Raw genomic sequence first — 24,509 nt, 5'->3', positions numbered from 1 at the left:
TCCCCGGGGGGTGGGGGGGCGCGGGGGGGTGCGGGGGCCCGGGTCCACCGGGGGCGGTCAAAACGCCGCGGGGGTGCCCGTAAAATTGGGGCCCGCCCCCCCCGGCGCCACGTTTCTGCTGAGTCGCCGCGGCGCTCAGCCCTCCTCGTGGGAGACGGCGCGACGCGCGTCCGCGTCCAGGACGCCCCAGCTGATCAGCTGCTCGGTCAGGACCGAGGGCGACTGGTCGTAGATGACGGCGAGGGTGCGCAGGTCGTCCTGGCGGATCGAGAGCACCTTGCCGTTGTAGTCGCCGCGCTGCGACTGGATCGTGGCTGCGTAGCGCTGGAGGGGACCGGCCTTCTCGACCGGCACGTGGGCCAGCCGCTCCAGGTCCAGGACCAGCTTCGGCGGCGGCTCGGCCGCACCGCCCGGAGTGGTGCCCGGGAGCAGCTCCTGCACGGGAACACCGTAGAAATCGGCCAGCTCCGCAAGGCGCTGCACGGTCACGGCGCGGTCGCCGCGCTCGTACGAACCGACCACGACCGCCTTCCACCGTCCCTGGGACTTCTCCTCGACACCGTGGAGGGAAAGGCCCTGCTGGGTGCGGATCGCCCGGAGCTTGGCCCCGAGCTGTTTGGCGTATTCGCTGGACATATAGCTCCCCGGCACTGGGTCGACGCGACTGGGTGAGGTTTCCATGCCGCGCGGCTGGTAACTCACTGTGAGGTTACGCAGCGTGATTCTTCTGCGTCAAGCCGAATGGTCCACACCGACTCTTCCGTGGTATCCGCGGCCCATTGGGCCAATGGGGTGAACGGAGGTGTCCCCCCGGCCTGCTACCGTAGATGGCGCAAATCCGACGTCCTTTAAGGTCCGTCCCGTGAGGCGGAGAAGGAGGTCCGTTTCCCATGGACACGTACGACAATCAGGACGGGCGAGAGCCGCAGGGCCCGCACGCCGCCCAGGACGCGCGGCAGGAACCGCGCTCCGACGCGCGGCCCGTCCTCGAAGGCCCCGACATCGCACGGGTGCTGACCCGCATCGCCCACGAGATCGTCGAGCGCGCCAAGGGCGCCGACGACGTGGTCCTCCTCGGCATCCCGACCCGGGGCGTCTTCCTCGGCCGCCGGCTCGCCGCCAAGCTCGAGCAGATCACCGACCGCAAGATCCCGGTCGGCTCCCTCGACATCACCATGTACCGCGACGACCTGCGCATGCACCCGCCGCGGGCGCTCGCCCGCACCGAGATCCCCGGCGACGGGATCGACGGCAAGCTGGTCGTCCTCGTCGACGACGTGCTCTTCTCGGGCCGCACCATCCGCGCAGCCCTCGACGCCCTGAACGACATCGGGCGCCCCCGCGCGGTGCAGCTCGCGGTCCTCGTCGACCGCGGTCACCGCGAACTCCCCATCCGCGCCGACTACGTCGGCAAGAACCTCCCCACGTCACTGCGGGAGACGGTCAAGGTCCAGCTGGCCGAGGAGGACGGTCGCGACACCGTGCTGCTCGGTGTCCGGCAGACCGCCCCGGGCGCACAGCACTAGCACTCCGACGTACGCCCCCGAGTGCGTGCCCCCACGCGCCCGCATGCCCGAAAACTCCCCATGCCCTACGGAGCCTGACAGATGCAGCGTCATCTCATCTCGGCCGCCGACCTCACCCGCGACGACGCCGTCCATGTCCTCGACACCGCCGAGGAGATGGCCCGGGTGGCGGACCGGCCCATCAAGAAGCTGCCGACCCTGCGCGGCCGCACGATCGTCAACCTCTTCTTCGAGGACTCCACCCGGACCCGGATCTCCTTCGAGGCCGCCGAGAAGCGCCTGTCCGCGGACGTCATCAACTTCTCCGCCAAGGGCTCCAGCGTCTCCAAGGGCGAGTCGCTCAAGGACACCGCCCAGACCCTGGAGGCCATGGGCGTCGACGCCGTCGTCATCCGGCACGGCGCCTCCGGAGCGCCGTACCGCCTCGCCACCTCCGGGTGGATCGACGCGGCCGTCGTCAACGCCGGTGACGGCACCCACCAGCACCCCACCCAGGCGCTGCTGGACGCCTTCACCATGCGCCGCAGGCTCGTCGGCCGCGACGCCGGGCTCGGCCAGGACCTGTCCGGCAAGCGGATCACCATCGTGGGCGACGTGCTGCACAGCCGGGTCGCCCGCTCCAACGTCGACCTGCTGCACACCCTCGGCGCCGAGGTCACCCTCGTCGCCCCGCCCACTCTGGTGCCGGTCGGCGTCGAGACCTGGCCCTGCGAGGTGTCGTACGACCTCGACAGCACGCTGCCCAAGTCCGACGCCGTGATGATGCTGCGCGTCCAGCGCGAGCGGATGAACGCCGCGTTCTTCCCGACCGAGCGCGAGTACTCGCGCCGCTACGGCCTCGACGGCGACCGGATGGCGCGGATGCCCGAGCACGCCATCGTGATGCACCCCGGCCCGATGGTCCGCGGCATGGAGATCACCGCCGAGGTCGCCGACTCCGACCGCTGCACCGTCGTCGAACAGGTCGCCAACGGGGTGTCGATCCGGATGGCCGTCCTCTACCTGCTCCTGGGCGGGAACGAACCCGCCGTCAGCCACGCCCGTACCACCGAGGAGAAGTAAGAACCATGAGCAAGATCCTTATCCGTGGTGCGCGGGTCCTCGGCGGCGAGCCGCAGGACGTCCTGATCGACGGCGAGGTCGTCGAGGCCGTCGGCAGCGGGCTGTCCGCCGAGGGCGCCGAGGTCGTCGAGGCCGGGGGCAAGGTGCTGCTGCCGGGCCTCGTCGACCTGCACACCCATCTGCGCGAGCCGGGCCGCGAGGACTCCGAGACCGTCCTGACCGGCACCCGCGCCGCCGCGAGCGGCGGTTTCACGGCCGTCTTCGCCATGGCCAACACCTTCCCCGTCGCGGACACCGCCGGCGTCGTCGAGCAGGTCTGGCGACTGGGCCGGGAGCACGGCTACTGCGACGTGCAGCCGATCGGCGCCGTCACCGTCGGCCTGGAGGGCAGGAAGCTCGCCGAGCTGGGAGCGATGCACGAGTCCGCCGCCGGCGTCACCGTCTTCTCCGACGACGGCAAGTGCGTGGACGACGCCGTGATCATGCGCCGCGCGCTGGAGTACGTGAAGGCCTTCGGCGGCGTCGTCGCCCAGCACGCGCAGGAGCCGCGGCTGACCGAGGGCGCCCAGATGAACGAGGGCGTCGTCTCCGCCGAGCTGGGACTCGGGGGCTGGCCGGCCGTCGCCGAGGAGTCGATCATCGCGCGGGACGTGCTGCTCGCCGAGCACGTCGGCTCGCGCGTCCACATCTGCCACCTGTCCACCGCCGGCTCCGTCGAGATCGTCCGCTGGGCCAAGTCCCGCGGCATCGACGTCACCGCCGAGGTCACCCCGCACCACCTCCTCCTCACCGACGAGCTGGTGCGCTCCTACGACCCGGTCTACAAGGTGAACCCGCCGCTGCGGACCGAGCGTGACGTGCACGCCCTGCGCGAGGCGCTCGCCGACGGCACGATCGACATCGTCGCCACCGACCACGCCCCGCACCCGCACGAGGACAAGGACTGCGAGTGGGCCGCGGCCGCCATGGGCATGGTCGGCCTGGAGACCGCGCTGTCGGTGGTCCAGGAGACGATGGTGGAGACGGGCCTGCTGGACTGGGCCCAGGTCGCCGACCGCATGTCCTTCACGCCGGCCCGCATCGGACGGGCCCAGGGGCACGGCCGCCCCGTCTCGGCTGGTGAGCCCGCCAACCTCACGCTCGTCGACACGGCATACCGTGGGCAGGTGGACCCCGCGGGCTTCGCCTCGCGCAGCCGGAACACCCCGTACGAGGGGCGTGAGCTGCCGGGCCGTGTGACGCACACCTGGCTCCGGGGCAAGGCCACGCTCGTCGACGGGAAGCTCACGTGACACCTGTAATCCTGCTCGCGGCCGAGAGGGAATCGGCCGAAGTGACCGACTGGGCCGCCCGCGTCGGCTGGGTCGTCGGTCTCGGCCTCTTCGTCGCGCTCGTCTACTGGCTGATGCGCGAGGGCTGGAAGTGGCGCGGCACGCTCCAGGGCGACCTGCCGGAGCTGCCTGCCGCGCCCTCCGAGCCCGGCGGGGCGAGACCGACCGTGCTGTCGATGAGCGGCCGCTACCACGGCTCCACCACCGCCGGGCAGTGGCTGGACCGCATCGTGGCGCACGGTCTGGGCACCCGCAGCCGGGTCCAGCTCACCCTGACGGACGCGGGACTGCACGTCGTACGCCCCGGCGCGAACGACTTCTTCGTCCCGGCCGGCGCGCTGCGCGAGGCGGTGCTCGGCAAGGGCATCGCCGGCAAGGTCCTCACCGAGGGCGGACTGCTCCTGGTGACCTGGGAGCACGGCGGCACACTGATCGACTCCGGTTTCCGCTCGGACCACGCGGCCGAGCACACCGAGTGGGTCGAGGCCATCAACTCCATGATCAACAAGAGGGAAACGGAAGGCGCACGATGACGACCTCCATCCAGGGGATCGCCTCACAGAGGCACAAGGCGGCTCCCGCCGTACTCGTCCTGGAGGACGGCCGCACCTTCCGCGGCCGTGCCTACGGGGCCGTGGGGGAGACCTTCGGCGAAGCGGTGTTCTCCACCGGCATGACCGGCTACCAGGAGACCCTGACCGACCCCTCCTACGACCGTCAGATCGTCGTGGCGACCGCGCCGCAGATCGGCAACACCGGCTGGAACGACGAGGACGACGAGTCGGGCCGCATCTGGGTCTCCGGCTACGTCGTCCGCGACCCCGCGCGCGTGCCGTCCAACTGGCGCTCCAAGCGATCCCTGGACGACGAGCTGGTCGCGCAGGGCGTCGTCGGCATCTCCGGCATCGACACCCGCGCCCTCACCCGCCACCTGCGCGAGCGCGGCTCGATGCGCGCCGGCATCTTCTCCGGCGAGGCGGTCGCGGCCGGGCCCGAGCTGCTCGCACGGGTGCAGGCCCAGCCGCACATGAAGGGCGCGAGCCTCTACGAGGAGGTCGCCACCAAGGAGGCGTACGTCGTCCCCGCGGTCGGCGAGAAGCGGTTCACCGTCGCCGCGATCGACCTCGGCATCAAGGGCATGACCCCGCACCGCATGGCCGAGCGCGGCATCGAGGTGCACGTGCTGCCCGCCACGGCCACGCCGGACGAGGTGTACGCCGTCGGCCCCGACGGCGTGTTCTTCTCCAACGGCCCGGGCGACCCGGCCACCGCCGACGGTCCCGTGGAACTGATGACCGAGGTGCTCCGGCGCCGGACGCCCCTGTTCGGCATCTGCTTCGGCAACCAGATCCTCGGCCGCGCCCTCGGCTTCGGCACCTACAAGCTGAAGTACGGCCACCGCGGCATCAACCAGCCGGTCCAGGACCGTACGACCGGCAAGGTCGAGGTCACCGCGCACAACCACGGGTTCGCCGTGGACGCGCCGCTCGACAAGGTCAGCGACACCGAGTTCGGCCGCGCCGAGGTGTCCCACGTCTGTCTCAACGACGACGTCGTGGAGGGGCTCCAGCTGCTCGACCAGCCTGCCTTCTCCGTCCAGTACCACCCCGAAGCGGCAGCGGGCCCGCACGACGCCGCCTACCTGTTCGACCGCTTCGTTTCCCTGATGGAGGGCCAGCGTGCCTAAGCGCACCGATATCCAGTCCGTCCTGGTCATCGGCTCCGGCCCGATCGTCATCGGACAGGCAGCCGAGTTCGACTACTCCGGCACCCAGGCGTGCCGCGTCCTGCGCGCCGAAGGGCTGCGCGTGATCCTCGTCAACTCCAACCCGGCGACGATCATGACCGACCCGGAGATCGCCGACGCCACCTACGTCGAGCCGATCACCCCGGAGTTCGTCGAGAAGATCATCGCCAAGGAGCGGCCGGACGCCCTGCTGCCCACCCTGGGCGGCCAGACGGCCCTCAACACCGCCATCGCGCTCTCCGAGAACGGCGTCCTGGACAAGTACGGCGTCGAGCTGATCGGCGCCAACGTGGAGGCCATCCACAAGGGCGAGGACCGCGACCGGTTCAAGGACGTCGTGGAGGAGGTCCGCCGCAAGATCGGCCACGGCGAGTCCGCCCGCTCCGTCATCTGCCACACGATGGACGAGGTCCTCGCCGGCGTCGACGAGCTGGGCGGCTACCCGGTCGTCGTCCGCCCCTCCTTCACCATGGGCGGCGCCGGCTCCGGCTTCGCCCACGACGAGGAGGAGCTGCGCCGCATCGCCGGCCAGGGCCTCACGCTCTCGCCGACCACCGAGGTGCTCCTGGAGGAGTCCATCCTCGGCTGGAAGGAGTACGAGCTGGAGCTGATGCGCGACAAGCACGACAACGTCGTGGTCGTCTGCTCCATCGAGAACTTCGACCCCATGGGCGTGCACACCGGCGACTCGATCACCGTCGCGCCCGCCATGACGCTGACCGACCGCGAGTACCAGACCCTGCGCGACGTCGGCATCGCCGTGATCCGCGAGGTCGGCGTGGACACCGGCGGCTGCAACATCCAGTTCGCGGTGAACCCCGAGGACGGCCGGGTCATCGTCATCGAGATGAACCCGCGCGTGTCCCGCTCGTCGGCGCTGGCCTCCAAGGCGACCGGCTTCCCGATCGCCAAGATCGCGGCCAAGCTCGCCGTCGGCTACACCCTCGACGAGATCCCGAACGACATCACCCAGGAGACCCCGGCCTCCTTCGAGCCCACGCTCGACTACGTGGTCGTCAAGGCCCCCCGCTTCGCCTTCGAGAAGTTCCCGAGCGCGGACTCGACGCTGACGACCACCATGAAGTCCGTCGGCGAGGCCATGGCCATCGGCCGCAACTTCACCGAGGCCTTCCAGAAGGCGCTGCGCTCGCTGGAGAAGAAGGGCAGCCAGTTCACGTTCGTCGGCGAGCCCGGCGACAAGCAGCAGCTCCTGACGGAGGCCGTCCGTCCCACCGACGGCCGGATCAACACCGTCATGCAGGCCATCCGCGCGGGCGCCACCCCGGAGGAGGTCTTCGAGTTCACGAAGATCGACCCCTGGTTCGTCGACCAGCTGTTCCTGATCAAGGAGGTCGCGGACGCCCTGGCCGCCGCCGACCGCCTCGACGGCGACCTGCTCGCCGAGGCCAAGCGGCACGGCTTCTCCGACCAGCAGATCGCCGAGATCCGCGGCCTGCGCGAGGACGTCGTCCGCGAGGTCCGGCACGCGCTGGGCGTCCGCCCCGTCTACAAGACGGTCGACACCTGCGCCGCCGAGTTCGCGGCGAAGACGCCGTACTTCTACTCCTCCTACGACGAGGAGAGCGAGGTGGCGACCCGCGAGAAGCCTGCCGTCATCATCCTGGGCTCCGGCCCGAACCGCATCGGCCAGGGCATCGAGTTCGACTACTCCTGCGTGCACGCCTCCTTCGCGCTGTCCGACGCCGGGTACGAGACGGTGATGGTCAACTGCAACCCGGAGACCGTCTCCACCGACTACGACACCTCCGACCGCCTGTACTTCGAGCCGCTGACGCTCGAGGACGTGCTGGAGATCGTCCACGCGGAGGCGCAGGCCGGCCCGATCGCCGGTGTCGTCGTCCAGCTCGGCGGCCAGACCCCGCTGGGCCTGGCGCAGGCGCTCAAGGACAACGGCGTGCCGATCGTCGGCACGCCCCCCGAGGCGATCCACGCGGCCGAGGACCGGGGCGTCTTCGGACGCGTCCTCGCCGAGGCCGGCCTGCCGGCCCCCAAGCACGGCACCGCCACCACCTTCGCCGGCGCCAAGGCCATCGCCGACGAGATCGGCTACCCGGTCCTCGTCCGCCCGTCGTACGTCCTCGGCGGCCGTGGCATGGAGATCGTCTACGACGAGACCCGGCTGTCCGCCTACATCGCCGAGTCGACCGAGATCAGCCCCACCCGGCCGGTCCTCGTCGACCGCTTCCTCGACGACGCCATCGAGATCGACGTCGACGCGCTCTACGACGGCGAGGAGCTGTACCTCGGCGGCGTCATGGAGCACATCGAGGAGGCCGGCATCCACTCCGGCGACTCGGCGTGCGCCCTGCCCCCGATCACCCTCGGCGGCTTCGACATCAAGCGCCTGCGGGTCTCCACGGAGGCCATCGCGCGCGGGGTGGGCGTCCGCGGTCTGATCAACATCCAGTTCGCGATGGCCGGGGACATCCTCTACGTCCTGGAGGCCAACCCGCGCGCCTCCCGCACCGTCCCCTTCACCTCGAAGGCGACCGCGGTGCCGCTGGCCAAGGCCGCCGCCCGGATCTCCCTGGGCGCGACCATCGCCGAACTGCGCGCCGAGGGGCTGCTCCCGGCGACCGGTGACGGCGGCGAGCTGCCGCTGGACGCGCCGATCTCCGTCAAGGAGGCCGTGATGCCGTGGACCCGCTTCCGCGACACCTCCGGCCGCGGCGTCGACACCATCCTGGGCCCGGAGATGCGCTCCACCGGCGAGGTCATGGGCATCGACTCCGTCTTCGGCACGGCGTACGCCAAGTCGCAGGCGGGCGCCTACGGCCCGCTGCCCACCAGGGGCCGCGCGTTCATCTCGGTCGCCAACCGCGACAAGCGGTCGATGATCTTCCCGGCGCGCGAGCTGGTCGCCCACGGCTTCGAGCTGCTCGCCACCTCCGGCACCGCCGAGGTCCTCAGGCGCAACGGCATCAACGCCACGGTCGTGCGCAAGCAGTCCGAGGGCGTGGGCCCGAACGGCGAGAAGACCATCGTCCAGCTCATCCACGACGGCCAGGTCGACCTCATCGTCAACACCCCGTACGGCACCGGTGGCCGTCTCGACGGCTACGACATCCGTACGGCGGCGGTGGCGCGCTCGGTGCCCTGCCTCACGACGGTCCAGGCGCTCGCCGCCGCCGTCCAGGGCATCGACGCCCTCAACCACGGGGATGTGGGGGTGCGTTCCCTCCAGGAACACGCCGAGCATCTGACCGCGGCCCGCGACTAGCAGCCCCAGGGGGACACCGGAAACGGTGTCCCCCTCTGTATGAGGTCTTCGAGGACACACCCATGTACCAGCTCTTCTTCCGTCTGGTCTTCTCCCGGATGGACCCGGAGAAGGCCCACCACCTGGCCTTCCGCTGGATCCGGCTCGCCGCCCGGATCCCGGTGCTCCGCACGTTCGTCGCGGCCGCACTCGCCCCCCGCCACCGGGAACTGCGCACCGAGGCCTTCGGCCTGCGCATGCACGGCCCCTTCGGGCTCGCCGCCGGCTTCGACAAGAACGCGGTCGCCGTCGACGGCATGGCCATGGTGGGCTTCGACCACGTCGAGATCGGCACGGTCACCGGGGAGGCACAGCCGGGCAACCCCAAGAAGCGGCTGTTCCGCCTGGTCGCCGACCGGGCGCTGATCAACCGCATGGGCTTCAACAACGACGGCTCGCTGACCGTCGCCGCGCGCCTGGCCTCCCGCGAGCCCGTCTTCAAAACCGTCGTCGGCGTCAACATCGGCAAGACCAAGGCCGTACCGGAGGCCGAGGCGGTCGCCGACTACGTGAAGTCGGCCGAGCGGCTCGCGCCGTACGCCGACTACCTGGTCGTCAACGTCTCCTCCCCGAACACACCGGGACTGCGCAACCTCCAGGCCACCGAGGCGCTGCGGCCGCTGCTGAGCGCCGTGCGGGAGGCCGCCGACCGCACGGTCGCCCACCGACGGGTGCCGCTGCTGGTCAAGATCGCCCCCGACCTCGCGGACGAGGACGTGGACGCCGTCGCCGACCTTGCCGTCGAACTGGGCCTGGACGGGATCATCGCCACGAACACCACCATCGCGCGCGAGGGCCTCGGTCTGACCTCGCCACCCGCCCTGGTGCAGGAGACCGGCGGTCTGTCGGGGGCACCGCTCAAGGCGCGCTCCCTCGAGGTCCTGCGGCGCCTCTACGCGCGCGTGGGCGACCGCATCACCCTCGTGGGCGTCGGCGGCGTCGAGACCGCCGAGGACGCCTGGGAGCGCATCCTGGCGGGCGCCACCCTCGTCCAGGGCTACAGCGCCTTCGTCTACGAGGGGCCCTTCTGGGCCCGTGCGATCCACAAGGGGCTCGCCGCCCGCCTGCGCACCAGCCCGTACGCCACCCTCGCCGACGCGGTCGGCGCCGACGTGAGGAAGACGGCATGACCCTGGAACCCTTCGGCGCCCGCCTGCGCCGCGCCATGGACGAGCGCGGCCCGCTGTGCGTCGGCATCGACCCGCACGCCTCGCTGCTCGCCGAGTGGGGCCTGGACGACACCGTCGCCGGTCTGGAGCGGTTCAGCCGGACGGTCGTCGAGGCCATGGCCGACCGGGTCGCCGTCCTGAAGCCGCAGAGCGCCTTCTTCGAACGGTTCGGCTCGCGCGGGGTCGCCGTCCTGGAGAGGTCGGTCGAGGAGGCGCGGGCGGCCGGCGCCCTGGTCGTGATGGACGCCAAGCGCGGCGACATCGGCTCGACCATGGCCGCCTACGCCGAGTCCTTCCTGAGCAGGGACGCCCCGCTCTTCTCGGACGCGCTGACCGTCTCGCCGTACCTCGGCTACGGGTCGCTCTCGCCGGCCGTGGCCCTCGCGCGCGAGAGCGGCGCCGGACTCTTCGTGCTGGCGCTCACCTCCAACCCGGAGGGCGGCGAGGTCCAGCACGCGGTGCGCTCGGACGGCCGTACCGTCGGCGCGACGATGCTGGCGCACCTGGCGGCCGAGAACGCCGGGGAGGAGCCGCTGGGCTCCTTCGGCGCGGTCGTCGGCGCGACGCTCGGTGACCTGTCGACGTACGACCTCGACATCAACGGCCCGATCCTCGCGCCCGGCATCGGCGCCCAGGGGGCCACTCCGGCGGACCTGCCGCACGTCTTCGGGGCCGCGGTGCGCAACGTCGTGCCGAACGTCAGCCGCGGAGTGCTGCGCCACGGTCCCGGCGTGGTCGCGCTGCGTGACGCCGCGGACCGGTTCGCGCAACAGGTCAGGGCCGCGGTCGAGGCCGCCTGACCGCCCGCGGCCGTCCGGCCGGGACCTCTGCCGGACGGCCGCGGGCCGACTTGAGCCTGAATACATTCTCAAATACGGGGCAATTTGTCTTAAATGTCCGTCCCGGTTGAGGCTGACCAGGACTTTTCCGCTGTTCTCGCTGACTCTGGCGGAGTTGGCCGCTAGTCTCCGAGCGGAGGGTCAACGGGCGAGCGTGTTGCTCGTGGCTCCCCAGGTGTGGGGCGACTAGGTTCCTCACCGGTCCGTATCCGACAGTTCGACATCCGAGGTGACGTAGGCGTGGCTCTTCCGCCCCTTACCCCCGAACAGCGCGCAGCCGCGCTCGAAAAGGCCGCCGCGGCTCGCCGGGAGCGGGCCGAGGTCAAGAATCGACTCAAGCACTCCGGCGCCTCCCTTCACGAGGTCATCAAGCAGGGCCAGGAGAATGACGTCGTCGGCAAGATGAAGGTCTCCGCGCTCCTGGAGTCCCTGCCGGGCGTGGGCAAGGTCCGCGCCAAGCAGATCATGGAGCGGCTCGGCATCTCCGAGAGCCGCCGGGTGCGCGGGCTCGGCTCCAACCAGATCGCCTCCCTGGAGCGTGAGTTCGGCGACACGGCCAAGTGAGTCCGACGTGCCCCGGGCACAGCGTCCCGGGCACGGCGAGACAACTGGAATAATCGCTGCATGGCTGTAACACCCCGGGGGACGACCCCCGAACCCCCGGACGCACGTCCGCGGCTGACCGTGCTCTCCGGCCCCTCCGGGGTCGGTAAGAGCACGGTCGTCGCTCATATGCGCAAAGAACACCCCGAGGTCTGGCTCTCGGTCTCGGCGACTACCCGCAGGCCCCGCCCCGGCGAGAAGCACGGTGTCCACTACTTCTTCGTCACCGACGACGAGATGGACAAGCTGATCGCCAATGGCGAGCTGCTGGAGTGGGCCGAGTTCGCCGGCAACCGCTACGGCACGCCGCGTGCGGCCGTGCTGGAGCGCCTGGAGGCGGGCGAGCCCGTCCTCCTCGAGATCGACCTCCAGGGCGCGCGGCAGGTCCGTGACTCCATGCCCGAGGCCCAGCTGGTGTTCCTGGCTCCGCCCTCCTGGGAGGAGCTGGTGCGCAGGCTCACCGGCCGCGGCACCGAGCCGCCCGAGGTCGTCGCACGCCGTCTGGACGCGGCCAAGGTCGAACTCGCGGCCGAGCCGGAGTTCCACGAGACCCTGGTCAACACATCCGTCGAGGACGTGGCGCGCGAGCTGCTAGCCTTGATGGATGTTGTGTGATCACGACTGTGTGATCATGCCCCGTCTTTTCCCACCTATCGGAAGGTAGAGCGTGTCCTCTTCCATCTCCGCTCCCGAGGGCATCATCAACCCGCCGATCGACGAGCTCCTCGAGGCCACCGACTCGAAGTACAGCCTCGTGATCTACGCGGCCAAGCGGGCCCGCCAGATCAACGCGTACTACTCGCAGCTCGGCGAGGGCCTCCTCGAGTACGTCGGTCCGCTCGTCGACACCCACGTCCACGAGAAGCCGCTCTCGATCGCGCTCCGCGAGATCAACGCGGGTCTGCTGACGTCCGAGGCCATCGAGGGCCCGGCTCAGTAGTATTTTCAGCTCGCAGTAGGTTTTTCCACAGGCCCGGCGGCGCGACTGCCGGGCCTGTGGTGTGTGATGGACCCATGCGCCGGGAGCCGCGGCGTACGGTTTCCGAGGTCCGGGGAGAGACGGTGGACAAACCCAAGGTCGTGCTCGGGGTCAGTGGTGGCATCGCCGCCTACAAGGCCTGCGAGCTGCTGCGCAGGCTGACCGAGTCGGGCCATGACGTGCGCGTCGTCCCCACCGCCTCCGCCCTGCACTTCGTCGGCGCCGCCACCTGGTCCGCCCTCTCCGGCCATCCGGTCTCCACCGAGGTCTGGGACGACGTCCACGAGGTCCCGCACGTGCGCATCGGCCAGCACGCCGACCTCGTGGTGGTCGCCCCCGCCACGGCCGACATGCTCGCCAAGGCCGCCCACGGGCTGGCCGACGACCTGCTCACCAACACCCTGCTCACCGCCCGGTGTCCGGTCGTCTTCGCCCCGGCGATGCACACCGAGATGTGGGAGCACCCGGCCACCCGGGAGAACGTGGCGACGCTGCGCCGCCGCGGTGCCGTCGTCGTCGAACCGGCCGTCGGCCGGCTCACCGGCGTCGACACCGGCAAGGGCAGGCTGCCCGACCCCGCCGAGATCTTCGAGGTCTGCCGACGCGTCCTGGCCCGCGGGCCGCGGGAGCCCGACCTGGCCGGGCGGCACGTCGTCGTCAGCGCGGGCGGCACCCGCGAGCCCCTCGACCCCGTCCGCTTCCTCGGCAACCGCTCCTCCGGCAAGCAGGGCTACGCCCTCGCCCGTACCGCCGCCGCCCGCGGCGCCCGCGTCACGCTCGTCGCGGCCAACACCGCGCTGCCCGACCCCGCCGGCGTCGACGTCGTCCAGGTCGGCACCGCCGTGCAGCTGCGCGAGGCGGTGCTGAAGGCGGCAGCCGACGCCGACGCGGTGGTCATGGCGGCCGCGGTCGCCGATTTCCGGCCCGCCGCCTACGCGCCCGGCAAGATCAAGAAGAAGGACGGGCAGGAGCCGGACCCCATCGTGCTGCTGCGTAATCCGGACATCCTCGCGGAGATTTCCGCCGAGCGGGCCCGCCCCGGCCAGGTGGTCGTCGGCTTCGCCGCCGAGACCGACGACGTGCTGGCCAACGGCCGGACGAAACTGCGCCGCAAGGGCTGCGATCTGCTGGTCGTCAACGAGGTGGGGGAGCGCAGGACCTTCGGCTCGGAGGAGAACGAGGCGGTCGTCCTGGGCGCCGACGGCAGCGAGACCCCCGTTCCGCACGGCCCCAAGGAAGCACTGGCCGAAATCGTGTGGGACCTGGTGACGCGGCGGCTGGGGTGATTGTTTGATGCGCACGGTCCCCCGGGCATCGCCCGTTCGGCGTGCCGCCCCTGGCCAACAGTGGCAGGCATTCGGCAGAATGCCTGTGCCGCAGGTCACAGCGCTCCCGAGAGGCGAGACGGGTGGGCCGGTGGTGAAGCGCGACCGATAAACTGTTGTCGGACGAAGACGGGCGCAGCTCCCGTCACGTCCGCCCATGATCAGCCAGCAGCCGCTGCAACCCCAGGGAGCGTTGTGTCCCGTCGCCTGTTCACCTCGGAGTCCGTGACCGAGGGTCACCCCGACAAGATCGCTGACCAGATCAGCGACACCATTCTCGACGCGCTCCTGCGCGAGGACCCCACGTCCCGGGTCGCCGTAGAGACCCTGATCACGACCGGCCTGGTGCACGTGGCCGGCGAGGTCACCACCAAGGCGTACGCGCCGATCCCGCAGCTGGTCCGGGACAAGATCCTGGAGATCGGTTACGACTCCTCGAAGAAGGGCTTCGACGGCGCCTCCTGCGGCGTCTCGGTGTCCATCGGCGCGCAGTCCCCGGACATCGCCCAGGGTGTCGACACGGCGTACGAGACGCGGGTCGAGGGTGACGACGACGAGCTGGACAGGCAGGGCGCGGGCGACCAGGGCCTGATGTTCGGCTACGCCTCCGACGAGACGCCGACGCTGATGCCGCTCCCGATCTTCCTGGCCCACCGCCTGTCGAAGCGCCTCTCGGACGTCCGCAAGAACGGGACCATCCCCTACCTGCGCCCCGACGGCAAGACCCAGGTCACCATCGAGTACGACGGCGACAAGGCGGTCCGTCTGGACACCGTCGTCGTCTCCTCGCAGCACGCGTCCGACATCGACCTGGACTCGCTGCTCACGCCCGACATCCGCGAGTTCGTCGTCGAGCCGGAGCTGAAGGCGCTGCTGGACGAGGGCATCAAGATCGACACCGAGAACTACCGTCTGCTGGTCAACCCCACCGGCCGTTTCGAGATCGGCGGCCCGATGGGCGACGCGGGTCTGACCGGCCGCAAGATCATCATCGACACGTACGGCGGCTTCGCCCGCCACGGCGGCGGTGCCTTCTCCGGCAAGGACCCGTCCAAGGTCGACCGCTCCGCCGCCTACGCGATGCGCTGGGTCGCGAAGAACGTCGTCGCCGCCGGCCTGGCCGCGCGCTGCGAGGTCCAGGTCGCGTACGCGATCGGCAAGGCCGAGCCGGTCGGTCTGTTCGTCGAGACCTTCGGCACGCACAAGATCGACCCCGAGAAGATCGAGAAGGCCATCGACGAGGTCTTCGACCTCCGCCCGGCCGCGATCATCCGCGACCTCGACCTGCTCCGCCCGATCTACGCCCAGACCGCCGCGTACGGCCACTTCGGCCGCGAGCTGCCCGACTTCACGTGGGAGCGTACGGACCGCGTGGCCGCGCTGAAGGAGGCGGCGGGCCTCTGAGGCCACCGTCACCGCGACTCACCGGGCCCGGCCTCCCCGACTTCTTCGGGGAGGCCGGGCCTCGGCGTTGCGCGGCGTCGCCCGCGGCCGGCGGGACCGGGGAGTGCGGGCGCTCGGGAGCAGCCGTTGTCAGCGGCGTTTGGTATGAATGCAGGCGTGAGCAGCGAGAACGGGCAGCGGGAGGGCGGTGGCGGCGGGGACGGTGCGCCGCCGGAGCAGCTCGCGCTTCTCCGCGAGAGTGTGCGGCAGGCCAAGGCGCCGCGGGCGAAGCCGCGGACCTGGCGGGGGGCCGCGCTCGCCGAGAAGCTGCCGGTCGCGCGGGTGCTCGTCGACAAGGGCGTCCTGCATCTCGACCGGTACTTCGACTACGCGGTGCCGGCCGAGCTGGACGCGGACGCCCAGCCGGGCGTGCGGGTGCGGGTACGGTTCGGTGCCGGTCGCGGGCGGGTGCGCGAGGGGCGCCGGGAGGGCGGCGGGCTGATCGACGGGTTTCTCGTCGAACGGCTCGCCGAGTCGGACTACGCCGGGCCGCTGGCCGCCCTCGCCCAGGTCGTGTCGCCCGAGCCCGTGCTGAGCCCGGAACTGCTGGGGCTGGCGCGGTCCGTGGCCGACCGGTACGCGGGCAGCCTGGCGGACGTGCTCCAGCTGGCCGTGCCGCCGCGCAGCGCCCGGGCCGAGCAGCGGCCCTCACCCGCGCCGCTTCCCCCGCCACCGGCCCCGCCACCGGGCTCGTGGGGGCGGTACGAGCACGGGGCCGCGTTCCTCGACGCGCTGGCCCGGGGAGGGTCCCCCAGGGCGGTGTGGAACGCGCTGCCCGGTCCCGAGTGGAGCGAGGAACTGGCGCGGGCCGTCGCCGCGGCGCTGGCCTCGGGGCGCGGGGCGCTCGTCGTCGTACCGGACGGGCGGGCCGCCGCGCGCGTGGACGGCGCCCTGACGGCCCTGCTGGGGGAGGGGCGTCATGCTCTGCTCACGGCCGACGCCGGGCCGGAGAAGCGGTACCGGGAATGGCTCGCCGTGCGGCGCGGGAGCGTACGGGCGGTCGTCGGAACGCGGGCCGCCATGTTCGCGCCGGTGCGCGACCTGGGACTGGTCGCGGTGTGGGACGACGGGGACGACAGCCACAGCGAGCAGCATGCCCCGCAGCCGCACGCGCGCGATGTGCTGCTGCTGCGGGCGGCGCAGGACAAGTGCGGCTTTCTGATGGGAGGTTGGAGCTGCACCGTCGAGGGGGCGCAGCTCGTCGAGAGCGGGTGGGCGCGGCCCCTGGTGGCCACCCGGGAGCAGGTGCGCCGGGCCGTGCCGCTGGTGCGGACCGTGGGGGACCAGGAACTCGCCCGCGACGAGGCCGCCCGGGCCGCCCGGCTCCCCAGCCTCGCCTGGCAGGCCGTCCGCGAGGGACTGCGGCACGGGCCTGTGCTCGTGCAGGTGCCGCGGCGCGGCTACGTGCCGCGCATGGCGTGCGCCGCCTGCCGGGCACCCGCCCGGTGCCGGCACTGCTTTGGGCCCCTGGAGGCGCGGGACGGCGGGGCGCTGTGGTGCGGCTGGTGCGGGCGCGAGGAGGGGGCCTGGCACTGCCCGGAGTGCGGAGGCTTCCGGCTGCGTGCGCAGGTCGTCGGCGCGCGGCGGACCGCCGAGGAACTGGGCCGGGCGTTCCCCGCCGTACCGGTGCGGACGTCCGGGCGGGAGCAGGTGCTGGACACCGTGCCGGGCACACCCGCGCTCGTCGTGAGCACACCGGGTGCCGAGCCCGTCGCCGAGGGCGGGTACGCGGCGGCCCTGCTGCTGGACGGCTGGGCCATGGTCGGACGGCCCGACCTGCGGGCCGGGGAGGACGCGCTGCGGCGCTGGATCGCGGCCGCCTCCCTGGTACGGCCGCAGGCCGACGGGGGGACCGTGGTCGTCGTCGCCGAGCCGACCCTGCGGCCGGTGCAGGCACTGGTGCGGTGGGACCCCGTCGGACACGCCGTGCGCGAACTGTCGGAACGGGCCGAGCTGGGCTTTCCTCCGGTGTCGCGGATGGCGGCCGTCATCGGGACGGGGGAGGCGGTTGCTGCTTTCCTCGGTTCCGTGGAACTGCCCGGGGAGGCCGAGTTGCTGGGCCCCGTCCCGCTGCCGGTCACTCCCGCGGGGCGGCCCCGGCGGCCGGGGGCGCCGCCGCCCGGTGAGCAGTGGGAGCGGGCGCTGGTCCGGGTGCCGCCGGGGAAGGGGGCCGCCCTGGCCGCCGCGCTCAAGGCGGCGCAGGCCGCACGGACGGCGCGGGGCGGTGCGGCCTCGCGGGGCGAGGGAGCCTCGGGGGCGGTGTGGGTGCGGGTGGATCCGCCCGACATCGGGTGACGGACACCGGGTGACGGTCGGCTGGGGCCCCTGTCTGTTCCGTCGACCCCGGTGAGGTCGGCCTGCAGGGGTTGATACTGCTTTTGGGAACGTCGGACCAGGTGGTCATCAGGCCCCTCGTCAGCGGTCAAGCGGTGTCCTGAAGCCCGGCGGCAACACCTTCCCCAGGTCATCCGTACGACAGGGGGCACACAGCCATACCGGGCCCGGCGGCCAGGCGCCCCGTTGCAGGGCCACGGAAAAGATGACGGGGGCGATGTACCGCGGTGGCGACGCGGCCGGCCGCCGTTCCAGGTTCGCGCGCCGGGGAAAGAGCCGCCCGGGTCCGGCCGGCCGCCGCGCGACGCACCTGCCAGGGTCGACGGCCGGGGCCGGCGTGTGCTCTCGGACGGGTGCGCGAGACGGGGAGAGCCTGTGCGGCTGCCGAATCCACGACATCGACCCCACCGGCCACAGCGGAGACGCGGGCCGTCGTCCCTTCGCCGCACGTGCACGACTATTGACGTGCCCAAGACAACAGTTTTACGTTCTGGAGAAAGCGCTTGCCCCGAAGTGGGCCGCCATTCATGCAGCACAGCCCCTCAAAGAGCACCCTCTTCGACATGATCGAAAGATGGCATAGAAAGGGCTGTCCCCCCATGCGATTATTCGAACGCCGCGTGTCTCGAGCCGGACCGACCGCCGCCGCACTGCTCGCCTCCTTCCTCGTCACCTCGCCGGTCGGTTTCTCCTCCGCCTCCTCCACGGCCCTCTCGGCCTCCCCCTCCCCCTCACTCTCCCCCTCTGTCTCTGCCGCGACCGCCGACGGCTTCGCCTCCGTCAGCGCCCTCGGTCAGAACGGCACCACCGGTGGCGCGGGCGGCCCGGTCGTCACGGCTGCCACCGCCGCGCAGTTCCTCGACTACATCTCTCGCCCCGAACCCCTGGTCGTGCAGGTCAGCGGCACGATCACGCTGCCCACCGGCTCCAGCGACGGCATGCACCCGGTCGCTTCGGACAAGACCGTCATCGGACTGGGCGGCACCGCCCGCCTGACCGGCGGCGGTCTGCACATCGGCCTCCCTGTGAGCGAAGGCGTCACCTCGCCACCTGCCGACGCGGTGCACAACATCATCATCCGCAACCTGTCGTTCGACGGAGCCACGGACGACCTGATCAACGTCCAGATGTTCTCGCACCACATCTGGATCGACCACAACGACTTCTCCAACGGTGACGACGGCGCCGTGGACATCAAACGCGGCTCGGACTTCGTCACCGTGTCGTGGAACCGGTTCCACGACCATGACAAGACGCTGCTGCTCGGGCACGACGACGACAACGCCGCACAGGACCGCGGCCGACTGCGCGTCACCTACCACCACAACTACTTCGACGCCTCCGACCAGCGCAATCCGCGGGTGCGGTTCGCCGAGCCGGTGCACGTCTACAACAACTACTACCGCGACAACAGTTACGGCGTGGCCTCCGCCATGGACGCAGGGGTGGTGCTGGAAGGCAACTACTTCCACAGCGTCAACAACCCCGCCCGCGTGGACTTCAGCGGTGACCTCGGCCGACTCGTCGCACGCGACAACATCCTCGTCGAGTGCAACCACGCCATCGAGACGCGGGGTTCGGTCGTCGAGCCGCGCACGTACTACGTCTACACCCCGCACCGGGCAGCCGAGGTCCCGACCGTCGTCCCGGCCGGGGCCGGCGTCGGGAAGATCTGAGAGACGGAGTCGACGATGAAGAACCTCCCCCACATCAGCCGCCGCGGCCTGCTCACGGGCGCCGCCGCCACCGCGGCCTTCGCCGCTCTGCCGGCCACCGGCGGTAACGGTCACGCGTGGGCCGCCGCACCCGCTTCGGTACGACGGACGCGAGCCGCCCTGGCGGCGCAGAGCGCCGACGGCTTCGCGGGCGTTCCCGCGCTGGGTCTGTCCGGCACCACGGGCGGGGCCGGCGGACCGGTGGTCACCGTCACCGACGCCGACACGTTCCTGGACTACTGCGACCGCAACGAGCCCTACGTCATCCAGGTCTCGGGCACCCTGCGCATCAGCAGCAAGCAGGGCGTCCGCTCCAACAAGACCATCGTCGGGCTGGGCGACGACGCGGAGATCACCGGTGGCGGCCTCGACATGTACCGCAGAGAGAACGTGATCATCCGGAACCTGCGGTTCACCGGCGCCGACGACGACTCCCTCAGCATCCAGCAGTCCTCGCACCACATCTGGATCGACCACTGCACCTTCAGCACGGGCGCGGACGGTCTGATCGACATCGTGCGCGGCGCGGACTACATCACCGTCTCCTGGAACCACTTCCACGACCACAGCAAGACGATGCTGATCGGTCATTCGGACGCCAACGGAAGCCAGGACCGGGGCAAGCTGCGGATCAGTTTCCACCACAACTTCTTCGACGGCACCGACCAGCGCCACCCGCGGGTGCGGTTCGCCGAGCCGGTGCACGTCTACAACAACTACTACCGCGACAACCGGCTCTACGGTGTGGCCTCGACCGAGGACGCGGGCGTGCTGGTCGAAGGCAACTACTTCGAGGACGTCGCGCATCCGATCTACTCCGGCTACGACGAGAGCGGGCCCGGCCGGGTGGTGGAGCGGAACAACGTCTACGTGCGCTGCGGGACGCCCGAGACGCTGGGCACCGTGATCGAGCCGCGCACCTACTACGCGTACACCCTCGACGCCCCCGCTGACCTTCCCGCCATCGTGCCCGCCGGCGCCGGCGCCGGCCGGATCTGAAGGAGCTCTCGTGTCAGAAGTCCCCCCGGCGGTCCCCCCGATCACCCGCCGCCGCCTGCTCGCAGGCACCACCGCCACCGCGGCTTCCGCCGCCCTGCTGGCGGTCGGCGCGGCCCCGCGCGCCCGGGCGGCCTCCACCGGCCCGGGCCGGCTCGCCGCTGTGGCTGTGCAGAGCGCCGACGGCTTCGCGAGTGTCAGCGCGCTGGGCCTGCCCGGCACCACGGGCGGTGTCGCCGGACCCACCGTGACGGTGAACACCGGTGCCCAGCTCGCCGACTACGTGGGCCGCAACTCCCCGTACGTCGTCCTGGTGTCCGGCCGCATCGAGATCGACGGCATGATCACCGTGGTGGCCGACAAGTCGGTCCTCGGCGTCGGTTCCACCGCTGAGATCACCGGCGGTGGTCTCCAACTCGGTTCCACGACCAGGCCCGGCAACAACGTCATCATCCGCAACATCCGCTTCAGCGACAGCTCCGACGACTCCGTCAGCGTCACCAACCGTGCCCACCACGTGTGGATCGACCACTGCGACTTCTCGCGGGCGTACGACGGACTGCTCGACATCAAGCGGGAGTCGGACTTCGTCACCGTCTCCTGGAACCACTTCCACGACCACAGCAAGACGTGTCTGCTCGGCCACAACGACAGCCACACAGCCGACCGGGGCAAGCTGCGCGTGACGTACCACCACAACTTCTTCGACGGCACCGACCAGCGCCACCCGCGGGTGCGGTTCGCCGAGCCGGTGCACGTCTACAACAACTACTACCGCGACAACCGGCTCTACGGTGTGGCCTCGACCGAGGACGCGGGCGTGCTGGTCGAAGGCAACTACTTCGAGGACGTCGCGCATCCGATCTACTCCGGCTACGACGAGAGCGGGCCCGGCCGGGTGGTGGAGCGGAACAACCTCTACGTCAACTCCGGAGCCCCCCAGACGCTGGGCACCGTGATCGAGCCGCGCACCTACTACGCGTACACCCTCGACGCCCCGTCGACCGTTCCCACCACCGTCCCGGCCGGCGTCGGTGTCGGCAGGATCGCCTGAACCCGGAGGACACACGATGCATCGCAAAGGCACCCTCCTCGTCACGGCCCTGGCCGCGCTGACCGCCACAGCGGCCGCTCCCTCACCCACTCCCTCGGCCCCTGCCGTACTGGCGGAGTCGGCGCCGGCCGGATTCGCGAGCGTCGACGCATGGGGCCAGAACGGCACCACCGGCGGCGCGGGCGGTCCGACCGTGACCGTCTCCACCGCCGCCGACCTCATCGCCGCCGTCAAGGCCGAGGGCCCGGCGACCGTCCGCGTCAACGGCATGATCACGCTGCCTGCCGGGATGTACGACGTCAGCTCCGACAAGACGATCATCGGTGTCGGCGCGAGTTCCGGTATCACCGGCGGCGGCCTGAACATCGGCCTCCCGGTGAGTGACAGCGTCACCTCACCCCCCACGAACGCCGTGCACAACGTCATCGTCCGCAACCTGACGTTCAAGAACGCCAGTGACGACTCCATCAACGTCCAGATGTTCTCGCACCACATCTGGATCGACCACAACGACCTGTCCGCCGGGTACGACGGGCTGATCGACATCAAGCGGGGCTCCAGCTACATCACCGTCTCCTGGAACCGCACCCATCACCACGCCAAGAACATGCTGCTGGGCCACTCCGACAAGAACGGCGCCCAGGACATCGGCCGGCTGAAGGTGACCTACCACCACAACTGGTACGACCGTACCTCGCAGCGCAATCCGCGCACCCGCTTCGGCGACCCGGTCCACATCTACAACAACTACTTCCTCGACAACAGTGACACCGGCCCTGCCTGCAACGCGGACTCGGGCTGCTTCGTCGAGGGCAACTACTTCGACGACGTCGAAGAGCCCATGACCAACAGCTACTCGGGACCGGAGGGCAACATCGTCGAACGGAACAACGTCTTCGTCGGCGACACCGGCGAACCGGTCACGGGCGGCAGCGTCGAGGACCCGGCGGACTACTACGACTACACCGTCGACGACCCGCAGAGCGTCAAGGACGCCGTGATGCAGGGCGCGGGTCCGGGCACCACAGGCCTCTGAGCCGGATTCCGCGGCGGACCACCGCCGAGGACAGCTGTATGTGTCCGCCCTGCCGGCCAGGACGTGCGTCCGCCCCGGCTGCCACGACGTGCGTCTGCCCCCTCGGGCGCGCCGAGGGGGCAGGTGGGAGGGGTCAGCCGTTCCGCAGGCCGGGGAAGGCCGTGGATCTGACGTCCTCGCGCAGGGACGAGCTGCCCGCCGTCGGCTGGGTCGGCATCGAGCGGGCCGCAGGGACCGTGGGGACCACGGAGATGCCGGTGCCCACGTCGACCGTGCGGGAGGCCGGTGTCTCGGCCGCCGTCCGGTCGGCCTCCGTGTCCGTCCGGGCGGCGGCACGGCGGGCGCCGTAGCGGCGGTGGACGGCCTGCTTGGTCACGCCGAGCGCGGAGCCCACCGCGTCCCACGAGAAGCCGAGCGAGCGGTCGAAGTCCACCGCCGCGGTGACCAGGGTCTCGACGCTGTCCCGCAGTTCCTGGGCGAGGCGGACCGTCGGGGCGGGGGCGCGTCCGTAGACGACGAAGCCCGTGGACGGGCCGGAGCGGCGCGGGCGGTAGACGTTGCCCAGCTGGGCCGTCAGGGTGCGCAGCGCGTCCACCTGCCGGCGGACCCGCTCGATGTCCCGCACCAGCAGTTGCAGGCTGGCACGGGCCTGGGCGTCGTGGGTTGCGTGGTCGGCCATGAACAAGCCTCTCGAACCGGCGTTGAAGAGATAAGGGGCGGCCCGCGGTGAGGCGCGGTCCGGTGTGGTCAACTCTGTCTTGACCAACGCGGATGCGCTCCGCTGGTCACGGTGTGGGGGCGTATGGACATACGCGTACGCCCCCGGCGAGGGGCGCCGGCCGGCCTTCGGCCCGCCGTGGGTGTTCCGTGCCGTCGGCGGCTTTCCCCGGTGGCGCAATAAACTTGTGCGTCGCCCGTCGTCCGTTCCCTTCGAGAGGCCCGTGCCCACCCATGAAGCTCGTCTTCGCCGGTACCCCCGAGGTCGCCGTTCCCGCTCTGGACGCCCTGCTCGCCTCCGGGCGGCACGAGGTGGCCGCCGTCGTCACGCGGCCCGACGCGCAGGCGGGGCGGGGTCGCAGGCTGGTCGCCTCCCCCGTGGCGCAGCGGGCCGAGGAGGCCGGGATCGAGGTGCTGAAGCCGGCCCGGCCGCGCGAGCCGGAGTTCCTGGCGCGGCTCAGGGAGATCGCCCCGGACTGCTGTCCCGTCGTCGCCTACGGCGCCCTGCTGCCCAAGGTGGCCCTCGACATCCCGGCCCACGGCTGGGTCAACCTGCACTTCTCGCTGCTGCCCGCCTGGCGGGGGGCCGCGCCCGTGCAGCATGCCGTCATGGCGGGGGACGAGATCACCGGCGCCTCCACCTTCCTCATCGAGGAGGGGCTCGACTCCGGGCCCGTCTACGGCACGGTGACGGAGGAGATCCGGCCCACCGACACCAGCGGTGACCTGCTCACCCGGCTGGCGTTCGCCGGCGCCGGGCTGCTCGCCGCCACCATGGACGGGATCGAGGACGGCTCGCTGCAGGCCGTACCGCAGCCGCAGGACGGCATCACCCTCGCGCCGAAGATCACCGTCGAGGACGCGCAGGTCGACTGGGCCGTTCCGGCGCTGCGCGTCGACCGGGTCGTGCGCGGGTGCACTCCCGCGCCGGGTGCCTGGACGACGTTCCGCGGTGAGCGGCTCAAGCTCGTCCAGGTGCAGACCGCGCCGGGACGTGACGACCTCGCGCCGGGTGCCCTGGCCGTCGGCAAGAACAGCGTGCACGTCGGCACCGGATCGCACGCCGTCGAGCTGCTGTGGGTGCAGGCGCAGGGCAAGAAGCCGATGCGGGCGGCCGACTGGGCCCGCGGGGTGCGCATCACGGACGGCGAGCGGGTCGGGGAGCCCGCCGGGCAGCGGGCGGGCGAGTAGCCGACGCCGGGGCCGGGGCGGCAGCCGCCGGGAGCAGTCGCAGGGGCGACCGGAACGGTGGCCGGGCAGGCAGCCCGGGGAGTGACCGGAGGGGCAGCCGGGGGAGCGGCAGAGGGCGCGACCGGAGGGGCAGCCGGCGGAGCGGCCGGGGGAGCGACGCTC

The 24,509-nt window shown here is 71.3% G+C and carries 21 protein-coding genes; 19 read left to right on the top strand and 2 right to left on the bottom strand.

Translation table 11 applies throughout. From position 1 onward, the window contains the following. Nucleotides 1–135: 135 nt before the first annotated feature. Nucleotides 136–636: a transcriptional regulator BldD gene (gene bldD / locus ACIP5W_RS26170; protein WP_020128858.1), complete on the bottom strand. Its 501-nt coding sequence runs from the start codon at nucleotides 634–636 to the stop codon at nucleotides 136–138. A 254-nt stretch (nucleotides 637–890) separates the two neighbouring features. On the opposite strand from bldD, the gene pyrR reads away from it, so the two are divergent. The 18 genes from pyrR to ACIP5W_RS26080 all read left to right on the top strand — a co-directional run bounded on the left by pyrR (nucleotide 891) and on the right by ACIP5W_RS26080 (nucleotide 22,439). After that, nucleotides 891–1,526 (top strand): bifunctional pyr operon transcriptional regulator/uracil phosphoribosyltransferase PyrR, encoded by a 636-nt coding sequence (gene pyrR / locus ACIP5W_RS26165; protein ID WP_401478249.1) that lies wholly within the window; start codon nucleotides 891–893, stop codon nucleotides 1,524–1,526. A gap of 81 nt (nucleotides 1,527–1,607) precedes the next feature. Next, nucleotides 1,608–2,588 (top strand): aspartate carbamoyltransferase catalytic subunit, encoded by a 981-nt coding sequence (locus ACIP5W_RS26160; protein WP_366057814.1) that lies wholly within the window; start codon nucleotides 1,608–1,610, stop codon nucleotides 2,586–2,588. Nucleotides 2,589–2,593: 5 nt separating this feature from the next. After that, the gene (locus tag ACIP5W_RS26155) at nucleotides 2,594–3,880 is read left to right on the top strand and encodes a dihydroorotase (protein ID WP_401478245.1); all 1,287 of its coding nucleotides are present in this window, start codon (nucleotides 2,594–2,596) and stop codon (nucleotides 3,878–3,880) included. After that, the gene (locus ACIP5W_RS26150) at nucleotides 3,877–4,452 is read left to right on the top strand and encodes a hypothetical protein (protein ID WP_401478242.1); all 576 of its coding nucleotides are present in this window, start codon (nucleotides 3,877–3,879) and stop codon (nucleotides 4,450–4,452) included. The genes ACIP5W_RS26155 and ACIP5W_RS26150 overlap by 4 nt, the downstream gene beginning before the upstream one ends. After that, nucleotides 4,449–5,606 (top strand): glutamine-hydrolyzing carbamoyl-phosphate synthase small subunit, encoded by a 1,158-nt coding sequence (carA, locus tag ACIP5W_RS26145; protein ID WP_401478239.1) that lies wholly within the window; start codon nucleotides 4,449–4,451, stop codon nucleotides 5,604–5,606. The genes ACIP5W_RS26150 and carA overlap by 4 nt, the downstream gene beginning before the upstream one ends. After that, complete coding sequence (gene carB / locus ACIP5W_RS26140; protein ID WP_401478236.1) at nucleotides 5,599–8,907, top strand: carbamoyl-phosphate synthase large subunit; 3,309 nt, start codon at nucleotides 5,599–5,601, stop codon at nucleotides 8,905–8,907. Before carA ends, carB begins: the two co-directional genes overlap by 8 nt. 62 nt (nucleotides 8,908–8,969) lie before the next feature. Next, complete coding sequence (locus ACIP5W_RS26135) at nucleotides 8,970–10,076, top strand: quinone-dependent dihydroorotate dehydrogenase (RefSeq protein WP_401478233.1); 1,107 nt, start codon at nucleotides 8,970–8,972, stop codon at nucleotides 10,074–10,076. Further along, nucleotides 10,073–10,915 (top strand): orotidine-5'-phosphate decarboxylase, encoded by an 843-nt coding sequence (pyrF, locus tag ACIP5W_RS26130; protein WP_401478230.1) that lies wholly within the window; start codon nucleotides 10,073–10,075, stop codon nucleotides 10,913–10,915. The genes ACIP5W_RS26135 and pyrF overlap by 4 nt, the downstream gene beginning before the upstream one ends. 279 nt (nucleotides 10,916–11,194) lie before the next feature. Next, nucleotides 11,195–11,518: an integration host factor gene (locus ACIP5W_RS26125; RefSeq protein WP_073493500.1), complete on the top strand. Its 324-nt coding sequence runs from the start codon at nucleotides 11,195–11,197 to the stop codon at nucleotides 11,516–11,518. Nucleotides 11,519–11,578: 60 nt separating this feature from the next. Continuing rightward, nucleotides 11,579–12,172, top strand: coding sequence for a guanylate kinase (gene gmk, locus ACIP5W_RS26120; RefSeq protein ID WP_401478226.1), 594 nt, complete (start codon nucleotides 11,579–11,581; stop codon nucleotides 12,170–12,172). Nucleotides 12,173–12,224: 52 nt separating this feature from the next. Further along, nucleotides 12,225–12,497, top strand: a complete 273-nt coding sequence (gene rpoZ / locus ACIP5W_RS26115; protein ID WP_003977348.1) for a DNA-directed RNA polymerase subunit omega — start codon at nucleotides 12,225–12,227, stop codon at nucleotides 12,495–12,497. Between the two features lie 122 nt (nucleotides 12,498–12,619). Then, entirely contained in the window at nucleotides 12,620–13,822 is a 1,203-nt protein-coding gene (coaBC, locus tag ACIP5W_RS26110) for a bifunctional phosphopantothenoylcysteine decarboxylase/phosphopantothenate--cysteine ligase CoaBC (RefSeq protein WP_401478223.1), read from the top strand. A 234-nt stretch (nucleotides 13,823–14,056) separates the two neighbouring features. Next, a complete protein-coding gene (gene metK, locus ACIP5W_RS26105) occupies nucleotides 14,057–15,265 on the top strand; it encodes a methionine adenosyltransferase (RefSeq protein ID WP_363091391.1) in 1,209 nt (402 codons plus the stop codon). A gap of 156 nt (nucleotides 15,266–15,421) precedes the next feature. Then, nucleotides 15,422–17,599, top strand: coding sequence for a primosomal protein N' (locus ACIP5W_RS26100; protein ID WP_401478219.1), 2,178 nt, complete (start codon nucleotides 15,422–15,424; stop codon nucleotides 17,597–17,599). Between the two features lie 659 nt (nucleotides 17,600–18,258). Next, nucleotides 18,259–19,314: a polysaccharide lyase family 1 protein gene (locus ACIP5W_RS26095; protein ID WP_401478216.1), complete on the top strand. Its 1,056-nt coding sequence runs from the start codon at nucleotides 18,259–18,261 to the stop codon at nucleotides 19,312–19,314. A gap of 15 nt (nucleotides 19,315–19,329) precedes the next feature. Then, nucleotides 19,330–20,352, top strand: a complete 1,023-nt coding sequence (locus ACIP5W_RS26090; RefSeq protein WP_401478213.1) for a polysaccharide lyase family 1 protein — start codon at nucleotides 19,330–19,332, stop codon at nucleotides 20,350–20,352. Nucleotides 20,353–20,362: 10 nt separating this feature from the next. Further along, entirely contained in the window at nucleotides 20,363–21,403 is a 1,041-nt protein-coding gene (locus tag ACIP5W_RS26085) for a polysaccharide lyase family 1 protein (RefSeq protein ID WP_401478210.1), read from the top strand. Nucleotides 21,404–21,419: 16 nt separating this feature from the next. Continuing rightward, on the top strand, nucleotides 21,420–22,439 hold the full coding sequence (locus ACIP5W_RS26080; protein WP_401478207.1) for a polysaccharide lyase family 1 protein: 1,020 nt from the start codon (nucleotides 21,420–21,422) through the stop codon (nucleotides 22,437–22,439). Between the two features lie 133 nt (nucleotides 22,440–22,572). Here the strand turns inward: ACIP5W_RS26080 and ACIP5W_RS26075 are convergent, their stop codons facing one another. Beyond that, nucleotides 22,573–23,118 carry a hypothetical protein gene (locus ACIP5W_RS26075; RefSeq protein WP_401478204.1) on the bottom strand — a complete coding sequence of 182 codons (546 nt, stop codon included), beginning with the start codon at nucleotides 23,116–23,118 and terminating at the stop codon, nucleotides 22,573–22,575. A 272-nt stretch (nucleotides 23,119–23,390) separates the two neighbouring features. Between ACIP5W_RS26075 and fmt the strand changes: the two genes are divergently transcribed. Then, complete coding sequence (gene fmt, locus ACIP5W_RS26070) at nucleotides 23,391–24,347, top strand: methionyl-tRNA formyltransferase (RefSeq protein WP_401478201.1); 957 nt, start codon at nucleotides 23,391–23,393, stop codon at nucleotides 24,345–24,347. The last annotated feature ends 162 nt before the right edge of the window (nucleotides 24,348–24,509 follow it).

The sequence above is a fragment of the Streptomyces sp. NPDC088766 genome (assembly GCF_044750845.1).
GTDB lineage: Bacteria > Actinomycetota > Actinomycetes > Streptomycetales > Streptomycetaceae > Streptomyces.
The sequence above is the reverse complement of the archived record's forward strand: the minus strand, read 5'-3'. Positions and strand labels throughout refer to the sequence as shown.

Coding starts and splice junctions, on each gene's coding strand:
- bldD (WP_020128858.1), bottom strand. CDS start 636: ATGTCCAGCGAATACGCCAAACAGCTCGGGGCCAAGCTCCGGGCGATC.
- pyrR (WP_401478249.1), top strand. CDS start 891: ATGGACACGTACGACAATCAGGACGGGCGAGAGCCGCAGGGCCCGCAC.
- ACIP5W_RS26160 (WP_366057814.1), top strand. CDS start 1,608: ATGCAGCGTCATCTCATCTCGGCCGCCGACCTCACCCGCGACGACGCC.
- ACIP5W_RS26155 (WP_401478245.1), top strand. CDS start 2,594: ATGAGCAAGATCCTTATCCGTGGTGCGCGGGTCCTCGGCGGCGAGCCG.
- carA (WP_401478239.1), top strand. CDS start 4,449: ATGACGACCTCCATCCAGGGGATCGCCTCACAGAGGCACAAGGCGGCT.
- ACIP5W_RS26135 (WP_401478233.1), top strand. CDS start 8,970: ATGTACCAGCTCTTCTTCCGTCTGGTCTTCTCCCGGATGGACCCGGAG.
- pyrF (WP_401478230.1), top strand. CDS start 10,073: ATGACCCTGGAACCCTTCGGCGCCCGCCTGCGCCGCGCCATGGACGAG.
- gmk (WP_401478226.1), top strand. CDS start 11,579: ATGGCTGTAACACCCCGGGGGACGACCCCCGAACCCCCGGACGCACGT.
- ACIP5W_RS26090 (WP_401478213.1), top strand. CDS start 19,330: ATGAAGAACCTCCCCCACATCAGCCGCCGCGGCCTGCTCACGGGCGCC.
- ACIP5W_RS26080 (WP_401478207.1), top strand. CDS start 21,420: ATGCATCGCAAAGGCACCCTCCTCGTCACGGCCCTGGCCGCGCTGACC.
- ACIP5W_RS26075 (WP_401478204.1), bottom strand. CDS start 23,118: ATGGCCGACCACGCAACCCACGACGCCCAGGCCCGTGCCAGCCTGCAA.
- fmt (WP_401478201.1), top strand. CDS start 23,391: ATGAAGCTCGTCTTCGCCGGTACCCCCGAGGTCGCCGTTCCCGCTCTG.